Consider the following 19,031-nt stretch of genomic DNA (forward strand, 5'->3'; position numbering starts at 1 on the left):
ATCAACTTGTAGTTTACCTGAAGCTGACGCAAAATTGAAAAGAGTACAGTTGTACGCTGAAAGCTGACCAGTTTTGGCAGTAAAGTCCGTACAATAGACAACAGATTATAAATTAGCTTCTGCCGGCAGGCAGACATGGGAGTAAGCATGAAAAGAGCCGTCATCACCGGCATGGGAATTGTTTCCAGTATTGGCAATAATCAGGCAGAAGTATTGGATTCATTAAAAGCTGGCCGCTCGGGCATTACGGCCTCGCCAGAGTTCGTTGAATTTGGCTTGCGCTCTCAGGTTTGGGGCAATATTAAAATGAACCCGGCCGAGCATATCGACCGCAAGGCAATGCGCTTTATGGGCGATGCTGCGGCATATGCTTATATTGCAATGCAGGAAGCCATGGCGGATGCAGGGTTAAGTAACGAGCAGATATCTCACCCCCGGGTAGGTTTGGTGGTAGGTTCAGGCGGTGCTTCATCAAAAACACAGATTGAAGCAGCCGACACCTTACGGGAAAAAGGAGTAAAGCGGGTTGGGCCTTATGCCGTACCAAAAACCATGTCCAGCACCTGCTCTGCCTGTCTGGCCACCCCGTTTAAAATTAAAGGTGTGAATTACTCAATCAGTTCGGCATGCGCCACCAGTGCTCATTGTATTGGTCATGCGGTAGAGCTGATTCAGCTGGGTAAGCAAGACATCGTTTTTGCCGGTGGCGGCGAAGAGGTGCACTGGACCCTGGCGATGGAATTTGATGCTATGGGCGCTTTGTCCAGTCGTTACAATGATACGCCTGAACTGGCATCACGCACTTATGATGCGCAGCGCGATGGCTTCGTAATCAGTGGCGGTGGCGGCATCGTCGTGGTTGAAGAGCTGGAACATGCGCTGGCGCGCGGCGCCACCATTTATGCTGAAATTGTCGGTTACGGCGCCACGTCAGATGGCTATGACATGGTGGCACCAAGTGGTGAAGGTGCGGTGCGCTGTATGGAGATGGCAATGCAGGGCGTTGCGGCGCCGGTAGACTATGTTAACACCCATGGTACCAGTACCCCGGTTGGCGATGTCAAAGAGCTGGCGGCTATTCAACAGGTGTTTGCCGGTAAATCACCGGCAATTAGCGCTACCAAAGCTATGACCGGTCATGCCCTGGGTGCAGCCGGGGTACATGAAGCCATTTACTCGCTGTTGATGATGAAACATAACTTTATTGCACCATCGATCAACATCACCGAACTGGATGAGGCTGCAGCCGGCCTTAATATTGTGCGTCAGGCCAAAGAAGCGACACTTAATACCATTATGTCGAACAGTTTTGGTTTTGGTGGCACCAATGCCACCCTGGTAATGCAGCGTTACCGTCCTTAAACATTACGGGGCTTAACCGGGCAAGGCCAGGTGATAATTCGCCTGGCCTTTTGTTTGTTTGCTAGACTGCGTCCGGGTAGTAAAATTTTTTAGCGCTAAGCAGAATGACACGCCAATGAAAATATATGCTGATGAAAATATGCCGCTGGTGACTGAGTTTTTTGGTCATCTGGGCCAGGTTACATTATTTAATGGTCGCACAGTTAGCGCCGCCGAGCTGGCAGATGCCGACGTCTTGCTGGTGCGCTCTGTTACGCAGGTGGATGCCGCACTGCTGGCACACAATGCGGTACTGCGGTTTGTCGGTACTGCCACCATTGGTATGGATCATATTGACCAGGCGTATTTAGCGACGCGAAACGTCGGTTTTAGCTCGGCACCGGGTTGCAATGCCCAGTCGGTGGTAGAATATGTGTTAAGCGCGCTGTGGTATCTGGCGGATAAATATCAATGGCAACTTACCAGCAAAACCCTTGGCATTGTCGGTGTGGGGCATATTGGCCGGCGCCTGGCCGAGGCGGCGGCTGCGCTGAATATCAAGCTGTTGCTTTGTGACCCGCCGCGCGCAGCAGCAGAGCCTGACTTTGCCCATACCCCTTTTACTGAGCTGTGCCGTCAGGCAGACATTATCAGTTTTCATACCCCCATGCTGAAAAGCGGACCAACGGCCAGCTGGCATTTATTAAATGCCCAGACACTGACGCTGCTTAAACCAGATTGTGCCCTCATCAACGCCTCGCGCGGTGCTGTGATTGATAATCAGGCATTGTTGCAGGCGTTAACCGCGCAGCCCAGGCCAGTTGTGCTGGATGTCTGGGAACACGAGCCGGCAATACTGCTGGAATTGTTGCCTCATCTGGACATTGCCACCGCCCATATCGCGGGCCATAGTATTGAAGGTAAAGCCCGCGGCACTGCGATGTTATACCAACGGCTTAGTCAGCAGCTTGGATTCGCTGCAGAACGTGAGCTGGTGAGCCTGCTCGCCGCACCAGCAGTGGAAAAAGTGCAGATATCTGCAAATTTTGGGCTTCCGGATGTCCAAAACCTGGCTCGAATGTTATATGATGTGCGCCGGGATGATGCGTTATTCCGTTATCATATCCAACGTGAGGGTTTTGACTGGCTGCGAAAGTCATATCCGCCGCGACGTGAATACAGTTCATTGCAACTTACTGGCAGTATTTTGCCACAGTGGATGGCGCAGTTAGGCTTTACAAGTCAGCAAAAAGGGGTTTAGGCATGGCATCGCAATACAATGTCGCAATTTTAGGTGCGACCGGATTAGTTGGGCAACATTTAATTGAAATTCTTGAGCAGCGGGACTTCCCGGTAGCACAATTATTCCCACTGGCCAGCAGTCGCTCAGCCGGTGGTACTGTGACCTTTAAAGGTAAAAAAATTACCGTACTGGATGCCGAAAGCTTTGACTGGAGCCAGGCACAAATTGGCTTGTTTTCGGCCGGTGGCAGTGTCTCTGCCATTTATGCGCCAAAGGCTGCAGATGCTGGCTGTGTGGTGATTGATAATACGTCACACTACCGCTATGACGCTGATATTCCGTTAGTGGTGCCTGAAGTCAATGCCGCTGCCATTGCTGATTTTCGTAACCGCAATATTATCGCTAATCCGAATTGCTCCACCATTCAGATGCTGGTGGCGTTAAAGCCGATTTATGATGCGGTAGGGATCAGCCGGATTAACGTCGCGACCTATCAGTCGGTCAGTGGTGCCGGCCAGTCCGCGCTGGATGCCTTAGCCAAAGAAACCGTACAGCTGATGAATGGCCGTCCGCTGGAAGGCGAGGGCCAGTTTGCCCGCCAGATTGCTTTTAACGTGATCCCGCAAATTGATGTCTTTATGGATAACGGCTACACCAAGGAAGAAATGAAAATGCACTGGGAAACCCAGAAGATTTTTGCTGACAGCAGTATTGCTGTAAATGCTACCGCAGTGCGGGTGCCGGTATTCTACGGCCATGCCGAAGCTGTGCATATTGAAACCAGAATGCCTATTACGGTGGAGCAGGCGAAAGCTTTGCTGGCGGATGCACCCGGTGTGGTATTGCTGGACGATAATGCCAGTTTCCCAACTCAGGTATGCAGTGCAACAGGCAAGGATGAGGTGTTCGTTGGCCGGGTACGCCAGGATATTTCTCATGCAAACGGGCTTAACCTGTGGGTGGTAGCCGATAATATACGCAAAGGTGCAGCTACTAACAGCATTCAAATCGCCGAACATCTCATTCGCGATTATCTGTAAAAAAAGGCTCCTACGGGAGCCTTTTTACTGGATAAGGTTTATGCTGGTAACATTGTCGTAACTGTTTTATATTTTGCAGACCGCATGACGGCTAATTATGGAACAGTGTTTGCATTAGTATTGTTATTATTAACGCGTAAATCAGCTTAAGTTGCCCAGGTAAGGATAGTTAATGCCGCTTCGTCTTTTGTTATTATTGCTGGTAGTCAATTTTTCGACGCTATTCGCCGGCTCGGTATCAGCTCTTGAGCCTGCGTCAACACAGCTGCGTGGACCCAGAGGTTCAGATACAGCTCAGATGCTGCGGCAGCTGGGGCCATTAAGTCCTACTGATACCCTGTGGCGTATCGCCGAGCGGGTTAAACCAGAAGGTGCTGACGTCAGCACTTATCAGGTAATGTACGCCATTTATCTGAAAAACCCCGATGCCTTTATTGATGGCAACCTTAACCATTTACGCCCTGGCGCCACCTTGTTACTCCCCGGTCTGCGGGACATCCGCGGCGTTGATGTTAACGTTGCGCGGGCAAAATCTGAAGCAGATGACCGGGCCTGGGCTGAACGGGCAAAAGCGGCAAGCAGGCCAGCCAGCTCGCAGAGCAGTGCTGTGGCTACACAACCAGCCAGCCCGGTGCAACTGCAGCAACTTACCGAGTTAAAAGATCAGTTTGGCAATTCAATGCTGATGATTGAAGCCATTGCAAGAGAAAACAATCAGCTGAAATCGACCTTAGCTCAGGTGCAAGCCGAGTTACTGGCGTTGCAACAACAACTGGGTGAAGACAGCCTGCTGCAACAACAATTAAATACCCTGCTGACTCAGCAAGCCGATATTTTGGCCGCCCAGCAAGCGCAGGAGCAACAAGCCAGAGAGGCCGCCAAACTATTGGCAGCAGAGCCGCCGGGCTCGTCAGTGTTTAATAACCCATTAGTTTGGGTATTAGCCGCATCTATTCCGGCTTTGCTGATTTTATTCGCTGTGGTGTTGTGGTTAAAACGTCGTGGACAGCAGACTGAGGCGGCTGTGGCTGCAGTGAATACCTCAGCTGCACCTCCGGCTAATTACCAGTCACCGTTACCACCGTTGGATGACAATAACGATTTAGACGACAGTGGCTTGTTCGATATTGATGAAAGTTTACTGGATGATGCCTTTGCTGATAATGGCGATTTTGCTGGCAGTGAAGTATTGGATGACAGCTTGCCAGACTTTGCTGATGACGCCCTGCTGGACGATGATGCCTTGCTGGGTGACGATATATTGCTGGACGATGACAGCTTACTGGCCCGTAATTTTACCGAAAGTGTCAGTGACGAAGACGACTTACTGGCTTCGGTATCAGATGTTGCTGATGACTTTAGCAACACCGAGTTTGATGCCAACAATATATTATCTGACAGTGATTTAAATGCCTTACTGTCGGCAGAAGATGACGACGATGCCATTATTGAACTGGATGATGAACCGCTGGATGTAGCTGATGACAATGCGCCTGAAGAGGTTATTGAGCTGAATGAGACACCGCCGCAAGCGAGCGATGAAACTGCAGCAGAGCCTGTAGCAGAGCCTGTAGCAGAGCCTGTAGCAGAGAGTGAGCTACTGGCTGGTGATGATTTGCTGGAAGAAATTGAGCTGGATGTTCCGGATGAGCCCGAGCCAGCTGCATTTACAGAGCTTGATGAACCTGATGTTGAACAAACTGAGCCGTTAAGCGCAGCGTTGCCATCTGCGCCAGAGCCAGAGCTGGCAGACGGGCAAGGCCCGGATGACGAAGAGTTGATCCTGGTTGAGACAGAAAATACCAGTGAGCAAGTCACCAGTGAATTTGGCGAGGATGAATTAACGGATGTGCAGATCGCCAGTTTAGTTGATGACGAGAGTTTCGATCGCACTGAGCTTGACGCCTTTGCTGAAGCATTGGCGCTAGAGGGTACTGAACAGCAGAGTGATACCACTGAAGATGAGCAAGCATCAGCATTGCTAAGTGCTGAACTGGATGAATTACTGCAACAGGTCGACACCATCAGCACTGAGCCGGTGCTAACCGATACAGACGAGCTGGCAGATAGTGCTGAAACGCAGATTGACACTGATGGTCCTGATTTGCAAAGCAGCGAAGACGGCTCGGTCAGTAAGCCGTCTGAAGCTGCACTATCAGTGGAAAATCCGAGCAAAATGCTGGAGAGCTATCCTGAGTTGGCATTAACTGACGACGATGTCTTGGATGAAGAGATAGTGCCGGATGATGACAATGTTAGCATTGAGATAGCGCCAGTCGATAGTGATGCTGATTTAACTCTGGAAACGTTGGACGACAGCAATTTTGATAGTTTGCTGACCGAGCTGGAGGCGATGGCGCACACAACCGCTGCCGACAGTGAAGCGCTGAATCTTGATGTTGACTCGGTGTTTAGCCCTGAGCCTGCTCAGGACGAGATTATTGCGTTATCAGATGCTGACTTCGTTGAAATAGATAACCTGTTAGCCAATAGCGAACAAACTCAGGCTGACGATGGCCGTTTTGAGCAACTGAATGTCGATGTGGGGCTGGACGAATTCGCCGATGTAATAGGTAATGATAACCCGCAGGATGTCGATATTGAAGATAACGGCTTTGCCGCCAAGCTCGACCTGGTCAGAGCTTATATTGAAATCGATGATCAGGAAAGTGCCGGGCAAATTATTGCTGATATTCTTGATTCTGAAGCACCGGAGCATGTCAAAACAGAAGCAAAGGCATTGCAAAAACCAGCCAGCGAATAAGTGGCATCGCCCCGGCGTTTTGCCGGGCTGGTAACTGGGTTACTCTGCGGTATAATTGCCGCGGTTGAACAGAGGAAACCCCATGCGAATAGCCTTAGGTATCGAATACGATGGCACCGGTTTTTTTGGCTGGCAACGCCAGCGAGAAGTAAACAGTGTGCAGCAGGAACTGGAAACGGCATTATCCAAAGTGGCTAATAGCCCGGTTGAGGTGTTTTGTGCTGGCCGCACGGACGCTGGCGTGCATGCTACCGGCCAGGTGGTGCATTTTGACACCGCTGTGCAGCGGGATGACAAAGCCTGGATAATGGGGACCAACAGTCAGTTGCCCGATCAAATTGCCGTGCGCTGGGCAAAACCGGTTAGTGATGATTTTCATGCCCGTTTTAGTGCCACCGCCCGTCGCTATCGCTATGTGATATATAACCATAAATTCCGGCCGGCCATTTTGCGCTCAGGGCTGAGTCATTACCACCAGCAGCTGGACATCAGTCTGATGCAACAGGCAGCCCCGTCGTTGCTGGGTGAGCACGATTTCAGTGCCTTTCGCGCGATTCAATGCCAATCAAAAACACCCTTTCGCAACATTCATCATTTGCAGCTGAGCCGGGTGGGTGATTACCTGGTGCTGGATATTAAAGCTAATGCTTTTTTACACCATATGGTGCGCAATATTACCGGCAGTTTGCTGGAGATTGGCATGGGCCGCAAGCCGGTAGCGTGGCTTGGCGAGCTATTGCATAGCCGCAACCGTAATCTGGCGGCGGCTACGGCTAAACCCGGAGGCTTGTATCTGGTTGAGGTTGACTACCCTGAACACTTTGCCATACCCCAATCAGCACCAGGGCCATTATTTTTATAACTGCTGCTAAGACCAGTTTTTTATATTCTGATATGGGGTGTTTATGCTTTAATAGCGCCCGTTTAGTTTTATTTCGGCGTTTTTTGACGTATTTTGTCTAATCTTAGGTCTAACGTCTGATACCGGTTGATAGGAATGTAATATGAGTTGGTTAGAAAAAATCCTGCCCAGAACCTCTACCTCGGCGCGTCGTAATATTCCCGAGGGCGTGTGGACCAAATGTGGCGCCTGTGATGCAGTGCTGTACAAAGCCGATTTAGACCGCAATTTAGGGGTGTGCCCTAAGTGCGACCACCATATGCGGGTTAATGCGCGTACGCGCTTAAATCACTTTTTTGACAGTCACTCCACCACTGAGCTGGCAGCAGAGTTGGAGCCGCAGGATTTACTTAAATTTAAAGACAGTAAGCGCTATAAAGATCGGATTATCGCGGCGCAAAAGCAGACCAATGAAAAAGATGCAATGATAGTGATGCACGGTACCTTGCATGGCATGCCCCTGGTGGCGGCGTCTTTTGAATTTGAGTTTATGGGCGGCTCTATGGCGTCGGTAGTTGGCGCCAAGTTTGTCGCTGGTGTGGAATATGCGATGACTCATAAGGTGCCTTTTGTCTGTTTTTCTGCCAGTGGCGGTGCGCGGATGCAAGAAGCACTGTTTTCACTAATGCAAATGGCGAAAACCAGTGCGGCATTGGCGAAACTGAGCGAGCAGGGTTTACCCTATATTTCTGTGCTAACTGATCCAACCATGGGCGGTGTGTCGGCTAGTTTGGCCATGTTGGGCGACATTAACATTGGTGAGCCGAAAGCCCTGATAGGCTTTGCCGGGCCACGGGTTATAGAGCAAACCGTCCGGGAAAAACTGCCGGAAGGCTTTCAGCGCAGTGAGTTTTTACTGGAGCATGGCGCCATTGATATGATCGTTGACCGGCGAAAAATGCGCGATACCATAGCCCGGCTGGTTGCCAAGTTTATGCAACAGCCTGCGCCGGTATCTGAGCACGACGCAGCTTAGGAATTTATGTCAGAGACTGTGAAATCAAGCCAATCGTGCCAGAGCCTGGCCGATTGGCTTTGTTATATTGAGCAAAGCCATCCGATAGATAAAATTGAACTGGGGCTGCAGCGTGTGCGCCAGGTCGCGCATCGCTCAGCGCTGGCGCAGTTGCCGGGTAAAGTGATATTAATCGCAGGTACCAATGGTAAAGGTTCGACTGCCCGCACCCTGGAGCAGTTGCTGCTGGCACAGGGGTTTAGTGTTGGCGTGTACAGCTCACCGCATATTTCACGCTTTAACGAGCGGCTGCGGATTAACAATCAGGATGTGGCTGATCCGCTTTGGGTCGACGCTTTTGCTGCAGTTGAAGCCTTACGCGATGATGTGGCGCTAACCTATTTTGAATTTACTACCTTGGCTGCTTTTTCGGTATTAAAAAGCCACCCGGTCGATTTTTGTCTGATTGAAGTGGGCTTAGGCGGCCGTCTGGATGCTACCAATATTATAAGTCCGGATATCAGCGTCATTACCACCATAGATTTAGATCATCAGGATTGGCTGGGGCATGATCGCGAAACGATTGGCCAGGAAAAGGCTGGGGTATTTCGGCCAAACAAACCGGTGGTTATCGGCGAACTGGCGCCACCGGCCAGTGTCCTGGCCAGAGCGGCAGAGCTGAATTGCCCGCAGCTAACGGTGAATCAGGATTATTTTTATCAGCAATCGGCCACGGGCTGGAGTTGGCGTTGTGCTGCGGTTGAATATCAGCAATTGCCAATACCGGCATTGCCGGTGCAAAATGTTGCCACCAGTTTAGCCGTGCTCAGTCAGCTGGCATTGTTACCTGACCCGCAAAGCCTTGCTACGCTGCTCAGGCAAATAAGCTTGCCGGGGCGGATGCAATGGTTGCAAGCCCAGCCGGCAATTTTGCTTGATGTGGCGCATAATCCGCAGTCTACCGCTTACCTGGCCGGGCGTTTAGCCGAGCTTAAACCCCGCTATCGGCAAGTGCTGGGCCTGGTGGGGATGTTAAAAGACAAAGATATCCGCCTGGCACTGGCGCCCTTGACGCCAATTATTGATCAATGGCATCTTAGCAGCCTGCCTGGCGCCCGCGGGGCTTCAGCAGCGCAGCTAGCGGCGGCTCTTGCGGTAGCGGACAGCGTTGAATACCCGAGCACCGCAGAGGCATTTGCACAAGTGGTAGCTAGATTGCAACCAGATGATTTACTTGTTGTTTTTGGTTCGTTCGTCACTGTTTCAGCCGTGCTGGCCAGCTATTATCAGGAGGCAATATGACCGTAGGATTTAAACATCGATTACTCGGTGCCACCATTTTGATCCTAGCAGGAATTATTTTCTTACCTGATTTACTTGATGGTGAAAAGCAGGTAGTGAAGGATGATTTTAAGGTTATTCCAGACCGGCCGGAGTTTCAGGGCGTGCAGCAACCGGAACCTTTTGACCAGACGGTCTTTGATACGGCCAGTCGTGTTGTCGCAGAACAGCGTTCGGCCGATACCGCACTGGATGATGGCGCAGATACGCCATCGCAGCCTGCCACACGTGACCCAGAGGCGTTACCTTCGCAAGACTATGCGCAGGTCACTTTGGGAGGCGATAACGCTGCAGCGACTGCGGTAACGCCAGCAGCAGGCATTGCCGACAATGCCTGGGTGGTGCGGGTGGGCAGTTTTAGTAATCCACAAAATGCCAATGCCCTGGTGGCAAAATTACGCCAAAAAGGTTTTGTAACCTTTACCCGCGATATTACCAACAGTAGTGGCCAGCGTTTAACCAGCGTGATAGTGGGCCCGGAGCTCAGGAAAGAGCGGCTGGAGCAACAGGTGGAGCAGTTACAGGAACTCACCGGCATTAGCCGTTTGGTGGTTAGCCGTTATCAGGTGACTGAAAATAATTAGCCAAGCATCAGGTGGTTTGATAGAATGCGCGCCGTCATCAGGCATCCTTTGGTAGCAAATGGTTTGGGTTGATTTTGTTATACTGGCAATTATTGCCTTATCAGCTGTTATCAGTCTGATCCGTGGTTTCGTTAAAGAAGCTATTTCGCTTGTTGTCTGGTTTTTGGCGTTTTTTATTGCCAGCCAGTATTATCCAAAGCTTGCCTCACTGTTCACTAATATTGATGATCCCACCATTCGCAATGCCTCTGCTATTGCCATTTTGTTTATCTGCACACTGATCCTGGGGGCGCTAATTAATTTTGTTATTGCCAGGCTGGTGCATGGTACCGGCCTGACAGGGACTGATCGGCTGTTGGGGCTGGTGTTTGGTGCCTTGCGCGGCGTATTAGTGGTCAGCGCGATATTATTTTTTATGGACGCTTTTACCCCTGCGGCACAGGCGTCCTGGTGGCAACAATCGGTATTGATCCCCGAATTTGGTTTTATTATCGAATGGTTTTTCGAATATCTGGAAAACCATTCCAGTTTTATGCAAAAGCCCTAGTGCTGGCGAGGATATAAACAATGTGTGGTATCGTTGGAATCGTAGGTAAGTATCCGGTTAATCAGGCGCTGTATGACGGTCTGACAGTGTTACAACATCGGGGACAGGACGCCGCAGGTATTGTGACGGTTGATAACAATACCCTCAGATTACGCAAAGCCAATGGCCTGGTAAAAGATGTATTTGAAACCCGCCATATGCAGCGCCTGTCAGGCAATATCGGCATTGGCCATGTCCGTTATCCTACCGCGGGCTCATCCAGCACCGCGGAAGCGCAACCCTTTTACGTGAACAGTCCTTTTGGTATTGCCCTGGCCCACAATGGCAATTTAACCAATTCACATGAGTTAAAAGAAGACATGTTCCGGTTGGCCCGACGCCACATAAATACCACCTCTGATTCTGAAATTCTGTTGAATATTCTGGCCCATGAACTGCAAGCTAAATCGACCATGCAGCTGGAACCGGAACAAATTTTTAATGCTGTTGCCAGCGTGCATCGCAAAATTCGTGGTGGTTATGCAGCAGTGGCGCTGATTATTGGCCATGGCCTGGTGGCGTTTCGTGATCCTAACGGCATTCGACCGCTGGTGATGGGTAAACGGGAAACGGCAGCAGGTACTGAGTATATGGTGGCGTCAGAGAGTGTGGCGCTGGATGCCGATGGCTTTACCGTATTGCGGGATATTTCACCGGGCGAAGCGGTTTATATAACCGCGCAGGGTGATTTATACAGCCAGCAGTGTGCCGAAAACCCGAGCTATACGCCCTGTATTTTTGAGTATGTCTATTTTGCCCGGCCGGATTCGACCATCGATAATATCTCGGTTTATGCCTCAAGGGTGGCAATGGGTAAAGTGCTGGGCCAGAAAATTAAGCGTGAGTGGGCCCATCTGGATATCGACGTAGTTATTCCTATCCCGGAAACCAGTAACGATGCGGCCCTGCAAATTGCCAATGAAATTGGTTTACCGTTTCGTCAGGGCTTTGTGAAAAACCGCTATATCGGCCGTACCTTCATTATGCCTGGGCAGGGCCAGCGCAAGAAATCCGTTAAACGCAAACTGAATGCCATCTGGCAGGAGTTTAAAGGTAAAAACGTGCTGCTGGTTGACGATTCTATCGTGCGGGGCACCACCTCCGGCCAGATAATTGAAATGGCGCGTGAAGCGGGTGCCAAAAAAGTGTATTTTGCCTCAGCTGCACCGGAAATTCGTTTCCCCAATGTATATGGTATAGATATGCCATCGGCCAATGAGTTAATTGCCCATGGCCATGATGTCGATAGCATTTGCGAAACTATTGGCGCCGATGGCCTGATTTTCCAATCGTTACCCGATTTAATTGAAGCAGTGCGGTCAGAAAATCCGGAAATTAAGCGGTTTGAAACCTCGGTATTCGACGGTCACTACGTGACAAATGATATTGACCAGGATTATCTAAACCGGCTGGATCAAACCCGTAGTGATGATGCTAAAGCCCACACGGCAATGTCGATGGCAACCAATCTGGAAACCTATAACGAAGGTTAGGTTTTTAACGCAGGTAAAAAAACAGGCGCTTAACAGCGCCTGTTTTGTTTACGATAGCTATTGCTAAGGCTTATCTTCGTCAGTGGGTATAGGTGGGGCCAAACCCCGACATCCATAAAATTACCGTGGTGGCCATCAGCACCGCCAGTAAGGTTAAGCCACCGGTGACCACTGAGCTGGCATAAATAAAGCCACGCTCCTCAGGAATGTGCATTAAAATTGGCACACCCACGTACAACAGATACACCGAGTAAGCCAGACCGACTAAACCAACGCAAACCACAAACCAAAGCTCTGGATAAAGTGCGGCAAAACCGACCATAAATAAGGGGGTCGATGTATATGAGCAAAGTTCCACGGTTTGAGTATATGTAGGCTCTGCACCAAAGGTATGGGCCATCCAGTGTGCCAGCCAGGCCAGGGTAAAGACGCCAATAATCAAGCCGCAGTACATGGCTACTGACATGATCAGTGCGCTTTGTGACGTCAGTTTAATTGGGTCACCAACGCCAATGCTCCAGCCCAGATGGACTGCTGAATAATAAGCACAAATAGCCGGGATAAGCGCCACTATCATAATGTGGGCCATGCTGTAACGGAAACTTTCATGTCTGGCATCAATGGTATGCCATTCTTCTTTCGGGTGGGCATATAAGCCCCATAAATGGTTTAGTATCATAATTATTATCCTTTTTACTACGCCCCTCATATCGGGCAACTGTTCATCTCGCCACCCTTGATTCAGTTATGACGAAAACTTAGTCATTCGTCAAGCAACTTGCACTAATTTTCAACAAAGTGCATATCCAGATCAAACTTGGTCTGCCACGGCCCTTTGGGTATAATATAGCAACTTTTTCAGACACAGCGCCTATTATGCACAGCAGTGAATGGCAACAACTGTTACACCCCATCGACCGCTTTTTAGGCTGCACTACGCCAGCAAGCTGGCTGGCGCAAGCGGCACAGCCAGAGAGCCTGCCAACCTTATTACGGGATCATTTAATTTGTGAGTTAAAAGCCGCCCAGAGTGCCATGTATCTTATTCGCCGTTATGCCGTAGATGAGGACAGTGCCGATGCCTTACTGCAATGGCTAAAACCTTATGAAGATTTTACTTATCGTCAGCAGGGTGACTGGCGTGCCCTGGCAGGGCTTAGCCTGAAAAAATCGATGCTCCCCAAGGCCAGCAACCGCTATGCACAGGATTTAATCGATAAAATGGTACTACTGATTAAAGAAGAGCTGCATCATTTTTATCAGGTGCTGGAAGTGATGGCCGACAATGGTATTGCTTATCAGAAAACCACGTCCAGCCGTTATGCCAAAGGGCTGCTACGCCACGTCCGCACTTATGAGCCAGCAGCGATGGTAGATAAGCTGATCTGTGGTGCTTTTATAGAGGCCCGCTCCTGCGAGCGTTTTGCCAGGTTAGCACCGTTATTACCTGTAAAGATTGCAGATTTTTATGTGTCGTTGCTGCGCTCAGAAGCGCGGCATTATCAGGACTACCTGACACTGGCCACAGAGATAGCAGGGCAGGATATCAGCGAGCGGGTCGCTTTTTTCGCCAAAGTGGAAGCAGAGTTGATTAGCAGCCCTGACAGCGATTTTAAATTTCACAGTGGCTGCCCGCTGGCCGCGGTTAATGATCAGTCAGCGGCGTAAATACCAGATCCCAGCGGCTGGCAGATACGCTTAAATAGCTGCTTTGGCTGTACCAGTCGCCCAACACATAGCGCTCTGCTGGCTGGCCATCAACCTCGAGCTGATGCACCGCTGGCCGGTGGGTGTGGCCGTGGATCAGTTTCAGCACACCGGCTGCGGCCATCACTTCAGGTACTTCGTCTGGCGTAACATCCATAATTTGCGGCTGTTGCAGCCCCTGCTGCTGAGACGAGTAACGTGCTTTGTGCGCAGCACTTTTACGCCGTGCCTTGGCGGCTAAGCTCAGTCGGAATGCCAGCGGAGTTTTTAACAACAACCATTGCCACCAGGGTTGGTTCCACCATTTGCGGAATTTCTGATAAGCAATATCCAGCGTGCATAAGCTGTCGCCATGCATAATCAGCGTCGGCGTACCGTACAAGTCAATAACCTGCTGCTGTGGTAGTAATTGCATACCAGCGCGGCTGGCATAGCCCTGGCGCAGCACAAAGTCACGGTTACCGTGAATAAAGAATATCGGCACCTGAGCGCTGAGTGTGGATAATGCCGAAGCTATGGTATCCAGCAGTGGCTCGGGGTTATCGTCACCAATCCACACTTCAAATAAATCGCCCAGAATATACAGCGCATCGGCCGTAACAGCTTGCTCGTGCAAAAAGCGCAGAAAGGCGCTGGTGATATCGGGCCGATCTGCAGACAAATGCAGATCGGCGATAAACAGCGTGTGCGGCTCGGTCATTAAAACGCAGGCTTACGCTTGCAGCTCAGCTTTTTCAATAATAACCGGTTCTACTGGCACATCGCTGTGGCCAGCAAAACGGCCGGTTTTAACCTGGCGAATTTTCTCTACCACATCCATGCCAGCTGTCACTTCACCAAATACACAGTAGCCCCAACCTTGAGAAGACTCGGCGCTATGGTTCAAAAAGCTGTTGTCAGCAAGATTGATGAAGAACTGACAGGTGGCAGAGTGCGGGTCGTTGGTGCGAGCCATGGCAATAGTGCCTTTGCTGTTGGCCACTTTGTTGTTGGCTTCGTTTTTAATAGAACCTTTGGTTTCTTTCTGATCCATATCCGGGGTAAAACCGCCGCCCTGGATCATAAAACCATCAATCACCCGGTGGAAAATAGTGCCATCAAAAAAGCCGTCTTTCACATAGCTGATAAAGTTTTCCACGGTAACCGGCGCTTTATCGGCAAACAAGTTAAGGGTAATAACGCCATAATTGGTATGTAAATTAATCATTGAATAATATCCTCTGTTTGAATGGTGCCATTGTAACTCAGGCAGGGCATTTCATAAAGCAAGGATAGCGGCTCCTGTTTGCTGGTGGTACACTAACGAGCTGATTTATCCAGCCGTATAGCGATGTTTTAACGCATTATTCGTAAGTTATTTTTTGGGGATGCCAATGTTACAGATTTACAATACCTTAAGCCGTAAAAAAGAAGTGTTCACCGCTATTGAGCCTGGCAAAGTAGGGTTGTATGTCTGCGGCATTACCATTTACGATTATTGCCACGTTGGCCACGCCCGCACCTATGTCGCGTTTGATGTGATTAACCGTTATCTGCGTTTTTGCGGCTACGATGTCACTTATGTACGAAATATTACCGACGTGGACGATAAAATTATTAAACGCGCCGCGGAAAATAATGAAAGCTGCGATGCCTTAACAGCACGCTTTACCGAAGCCATGCATGCCGATTTTAATGCGCTGGGCTTGTTGCCTGCGGATATTGAACCACGGGTAACTACCCACATGGCTGAGATTATTACGCTGATAGAAACCCTGGTAGCTAAAGGCTATGCCTATGTGGCGGCCGATGGCGATGTGTTGTTTGATGTCAGCAAATACGAAGCCTATGGTGAGCTAAGCCAGCAGAACCTGCAAATGCTGCAATCCGGCTCGCGGGTAGAAGTAGCAGATAATAAAGACGACCCGCTGGATTTTGTGTTGTGGAAAGGCGCCAAGCCGGGTGAGCCGTTCTGGCAATCACCGTGGGGCAATGGCCGGCCAGGCTGGCATATTGAATGTTCTGCAATGAGTGCCAAGCACCTGGGCCAGCATTTTGATATTCACGGTGGCGGCTCTGATTTACAGTTTCCGCATCATGAAAACGAAATTGCTCAGTCGACCTGTGCCCATGGCCATAAATACGTTAATACCTGGATCCACACCGGTATGGTGCAGGTAGATAAAGAAAAAATGTCTAAATCCTTAGGCAATTTCTTTACCGTGAAAGATGTACTGGCCGACTATAACGCCGAGGCAGTGCGCTACTTTTTACTATCCAGCCACTATCGCAGCCAGCTGAATTACTCGGCAGAAAACCTAACCCAGGCGCATGCCGCCCTGGGTCGTTTGTACACTGCACTGCGTAACGTTACGCCAAGCCACAGTATTGATTTAAAAAGCCCCTATATTGCCCAGTTTAAAGCGGCAATGGACGATGATTTCAACACCCCGGAAGCCTTACCGGTATTGTTTGAACTGGCGCGCGAAGTGAATCGCTTTAAAGAAACCGAACCGGCCAAGGCCGCTGAGTTAGCAGCTCTGCTAACACTATTAGCCGGCGCCCTGGGGCTACTGCAAGGTGATGCTGAGCAGTTTTTACAATCAGGGGCATCGGATAATGATGTCGCTGAAATTGAAGCACTGATCGCCAAACGTAATGCCGCCCGTGCCAGCAAAGACTGGGCAGCAGCAGACGCCGCCCGCGATGCGTTAACGGCCAAAGGTATTATCGTCGAAGATAAAAACGGCGTAACCAGCTGGCGTAAAGGCTGATTTAATACCGTTGTTAAAAAAACCGCCTGCTGGCGGTTTTTTTATGCGTGAATGCTGCCGCAGATAGGGCTGACAAGTTGGTTGATGTTATGTTGAAGTGGGCTGTACCTATAAGTTATTGTAAGTTAGAAAGATGCGGTGTAATGTCGGTGTAATGTACAAAACATTGTATTTATAAGTACGGGCTAGCCGGTGTTTAAATACGAGGCGACCTGTCGAATAAGCGTTAAATGATCAATGAGATCTTAGAATAATGAAAGCGCTCAATACCACTCAAACAGATCGGCTAGGTGTACAGATAGTTGGCACTCTGTTAACTCAGTCTGGATTTATTTTTCGGGAACAATCCGTTGCTGATTTTGGAGTTGACGCACATATCGAGTATTTAGATGGAGAAAATGCCTCTGGAAAGCTCATCGCTTTGCAAATTAAGTCCGGATTATCTTGGTTCAAAGAAGAATTGGATAATGGGTTTGTATTTAGAGGCGACGCAAAACACTTAGACTATTGGTTAAATCATTCCCTTCCGGTACTCATTATCCTAGTTGATACACACACTAGTACTAGTTACTGGCAAGCTGTGACTCCGGCAAATGTAATTTCTACGCCGAAAGCCTGGAAATTAGTTGTTCCAAAATGTCAGCGGATCAATGCTGGCATGATCTATGATTTAAAGAAACTTGTTAGCAAGGTCTATGTGCCTAAAAGGTATACAGTTTCCTCGGTAGACGACGTTAGCCATGGCAAGGCTAAAAGGTACTCGTTAAAAATAATATTGAATAGGGAGCTTACTCAGACTGAGATCATTGATGTAGTAAAGATTGCTACAAGAGAAGCCGAAAATTGCGAATATCATAGAAGTGATATAACTAGAGCTCATTGGAGGAATATCCCCGCACATGTTGTCTGGCTTTTTATCTATCCCTCTGCTGAGGATGAAAGAAATAACAACTGGATTTGCCGGTCTGAATGGTTTTCGGAAAGGCTGCCCGTCGATATGACACCAATTTCACATGGTGGAGATGAAGTCGGTGGGGGAATTAAGGTTGATTGGTGTTCTGGATACCTAACCAGCGCACGATGGAACGCGGAAAACACTATTAGCAAAGAAAAATTCATTGTTGAAGTTACTGCATTGGTCTGGAGAACTATTCCACTGATAAATGAGGCTGCGGAGCTTTTCAATAAATTTAACTCAAACCAGATGAGTTTTGAAAGCTGGCATTTTGGTATGGAGAAAATTTATCCATTCATCGATGAGATATATCACGCTGGGCTTAATATAGGCTTATCACCATTCGAGTGTAAAGATTTGAGTCTTAAGTTTCAGATCTTTATTGCCACGGCCCATAATATTTTGATGCCCTTCTCTAAGTTGGGTGAACGTATGGATGAAAAACAAAAGGTATCCAACGTGACACATCAGATGAATTACTACAAAGAAGCGCTCTTGGGCTTTGAGTTTGAGTTAAAAAAGGTACAGTGACATTCAACAAAATGGTGATGTTTGCTCCGTGCTAAAGCCCTCAGCCGGACTAGCTACGCTCGCCGTATACCACGGCGTTATATCGGAGTTCAACATGGCAACAACTATCGAAGATATCATGTACGACGAGATGATAAATGAGCTTCATTATGAAGCTGTAATGAAAAATGCGGCGTTAGACCAATGTATTTATATTTTCGTCGAAGGGGAATCTGAAGAAGCTACATTTCAAATTCTATTAGAAGATCAACTCTGTGGTTTAGACTTCGAAAAAAATGGCGTTGTTGTTGCAAACTATAATGGAATTGGAAACTTAGGGCATGCGGTACGCTTACTAAGAAAAACGCTTAGCCATGACAGACCTATTGTCGTTACTTATGATGATGATTTGGAAGGTAAAAGGAAACTAAAGTATTTAAACGATCCTCTTATAACCCCTTTTAAAATGCCTCAAACTCCTGTTGTTGAGTTTAGAGACGGTAGTTGGGGTGGCTCATTCGAAGAAGTGTTTTCTCCTGATTGCTTTTTAAAATCATGTTTCGAGGGAGCAGTGCTACCGGAGACATTTACAGGCTCACTAAGTGGTTTTACTTCAAGTTTTGATACAACTAAACCTTGGACTCCTCAGCTAGCTAAATATGCCAGTGTAAATGGTTGTCATCCGGCTTCAATTAACAAGGTATTGTTGGCTGAAAATATGGCGCATAATTGTGATCCTGTTCCTGATTCTTTTATAAAACTAGCAGAGACGGTTTTAAACTTGAGAAAACAAAATCCAGTCAAGCATCCTGCTGACATAGATCTTCCGATATAACACATATGAGCCTTCTCGGAGTC

At 48.9% G+C, this 19,031-nt stretch carries 17 protein-coding genes; 14 read left to right on the forward strand and 3 right to left on the reverse strand.

From position 1 onward, the window contains the following. The first annotated feature begins 147 nt into the window (after positions 1–147). From fabB to purF, 10 genes are all read left to right on the forward strand, one after another. Complete coding sequence (gene fabB / locus WG68_RS01930; protein ID WP_046555931.1) at positions 148–1,362, forward strand: beta-ketoacyl-ACP synthase I; 1,215 nt, start codon at positions 148–150, stop codon at positions 1,360–1,362. A gap of 115 nt (positions 1,363–1,477) precedes the next feature. Then, positions 1,478–2,602: a 4-phosphoerythronate dehydrogenase gene (locus tag WG68_RS01935; RefSeq protein ID WP_046555932.1), complete on the forward strand. Its 1,125-nt coding sequence runs from the start codon at positions 1,478–1,480 to the stop codon at positions 2,600–2,602. Between the two features lie 2 nt (positions 2,603–2,604). Further along, complete coding sequence (locus tag WG68_RS01940) at positions 2,605–3,624, forward strand: aspartate-semialdehyde dehydrogenase (RefSeq protein ID WP_046555933.1); 1,020 nt, start codon at positions 2,605–2,607, stop codon at positions 3,622–3,624. A 172-nt stretch (positions 3,625–3,796) separates the two neighbouring features. Then, entirely contained in the window at positions 3,797–6,388 is a 2,592-nt protein-coding gene (locus WG68_RS01945; protein ID WP_046555934.1) for a FimV/HubP family polar landmark protein, read from the forward strand. A gap of 82 nt (positions 6,389–6,470) precedes the next feature. Beyond that, positions 6,471–7,250, forward strand: a complete 780-nt coding sequence (gene truA, locus WG68_RS01950; protein ID WP_046555935.1) for a tRNA pseudouridine(38-40) synthase TruA — start codon at positions 6,471–6,473, stop codon at positions 7,248–7,250. 142 nt (positions 7,251–7,392) lie between these two features. Further along, on the forward strand, positions 7,393–8,265 hold the full coding sequence (gene accD, locus WG68_RS01955) for an acetyl-CoA carboxylase, carboxyltransferase subunit beta (protein WP_046555936.1): 873 nt from the start codon (positions 7,393–7,395) through the stop codon (positions 8,263–8,265). A gap of 6 nt (positions 8,266–8,271) precedes the next feature. Then, complete coding sequence (gene folC / locus WG68_RS01960; RefSeq protein WP_046555937.1) at positions 8,272–9,546, forward strand: bifunctional tetrahydrofolate synthase/dihydrofolate synthase; 1,275 nt, start codon at positions 8,272–8,274, stop codon at positions 9,544–9,546. Continuing rightward, positions 9,543–10,169: an SPOR domain-containing protein gene (locus WG68_RS01965; RefSeq protein ID WP_046555938.1), complete on the forward strand. Its 627-nt coding sequence runs from the start codon at positions 9,543–9,545 to the stop codon at positions 10,167–10,169. Before folC ends, WG68_RS01965 begins: the two co-directional genes overlap by 4 nt. A gap of 58 nt (positions 10,170–10,227) precedes the next feature. Beyond that, positions 10,228–10,716, forward strand: a complete 489-nt coding sequence (locus WG68_RS01970) for a CvpA family protein (protein WP_046555939.1) — start codon at positions 10,228–10,230, stop codon at positions 10,714–10,716. 20 nt (positions 10,717–10,736) lie between these two features. After that, on the forward strand, positions 10,737–12,248 hold the full coding sequence (gene purF, locus WG68_RS01975; RefSeq protein ID WP_046555940.1) for an amidophosphoribosyltransferase: 1,512 nt from the start codon (positions 10,737–10,739) through the stop codon (positions 12,246–12,248). Between the two features lie 79 nt (positions 12,249–12,327). Here purF and WG68_RS01980 read toward each other — a convergent pair whose 3' ends face one another. Further along, complete coding sequence (locus tag WG68_RS01980; RefSeq protein ID WP_046555941.1) at positions 12,328–12,927, reverse strand: Yip1 family protein; 600 nt, start codon at positions 12,925–12,927, stop codon at positions 12,328–12,330. Between the two features lie 197 nt (positions 12,928–13,124). Between WG68_RS01980 and miaE the strand changes: the two genes are divergently transcribed. Then, complete coding sequence (miaE, locus tag WG68_RS01985; RefSeq protein WP_046555942.1) at positions 13,125–13,916, forward strand: tRNA isopentenyl-2-thiomethyl-A-37 hydroxylase MiaE; 792 nt, start codon at positions 13,125–13,127, stop codon at positions 13,914–13,916. Here the strand turns inward: miaE and WG68_RS01990 are convergent. Both WG68_RS01990 and WG68_RS01995 read right to left on the reverse strand, forming a co-directional pair. Next, entirely contained in the window at positions 13,894–14,655 is a 762-nt protein-coding gene (locus WG68_RS01990; RefSeq protein ID WP_046555943.1) for a UDP-2,3-diacylglucosamine diphosphatase, read from the reverse strand. The two genes, miaE and WG68_RS01990, sit on opposite strands and share 23 nt — an antisense overlap. A gap of 12 nt (positions 14,656–14,667) precedes the next feature. Continuing rightward, positions 14,668–15,162 (reverse strand): peptidylprolyl isomerase, encoded by a 495-nt coding sequence (locus tag WG68_RS01995; RefSeq protein ID WP_046555944.1) that lies wholly within the window; start codon positions 15,160–15,162, stop codon positions 14,668–14,670. A gap of 166 nt (positions 15,163–15,328) precedes the next feature. On the opposite strand from WG68_RS01995, the gene cysS reads away from it, so the two are divergent. From cysS to WG68_RS02010, 3 genes are all read left to right on the forward strand, one after another. Further along, complete coding sequence (gene cysS / locus WG68_RS02000) at positions 15,329–16,708, forward strand: cysteine--tRNA ligase (protein ID WP_046555945.1); 1,380 nt, start codon at positions 15,329–15,331, stop codon at positions 16,706–16,708. A 253-nt stretch (positions 16,709–16,961) separates the two neighbouring features. After that, positions 16,962–18,194, forward strand: coding sequence for a DUF4365 domain-containing protein (locus tag WG68_RS02005; RefSeq protein WP_046555946.1), 1,233 nt, complete (start codon positions 16,962–16,964; stop codon positions 18,192–18,194). Positions 18,195–18,288: 94 nt separating this feature from the next. Next, complete coding sequence (locus WG68_RS02010) at positions 18,289–19,008, forward strand: TOPRIM nucleotidyl transferase/hydrolase domain-containing protein (protein ID WP_046555996.1); 720 nt, start codon at positions 18,289–18,291, stop codon at positions 19,006–19,008. The last annotated feature ends 23 nt before the right edge of the window (positions 19,009–19,031 follow it).

This window comes from Arsukibacterium ikkense, assembly GCF_000987775.1.
GTDB classification, from domain to species: Bacteria; Pseudomonadota; Gammaproteobacteria; order Enterobacterales; family Alteromonadaceae; genus Alishewanella; species Alishewanella ikkense.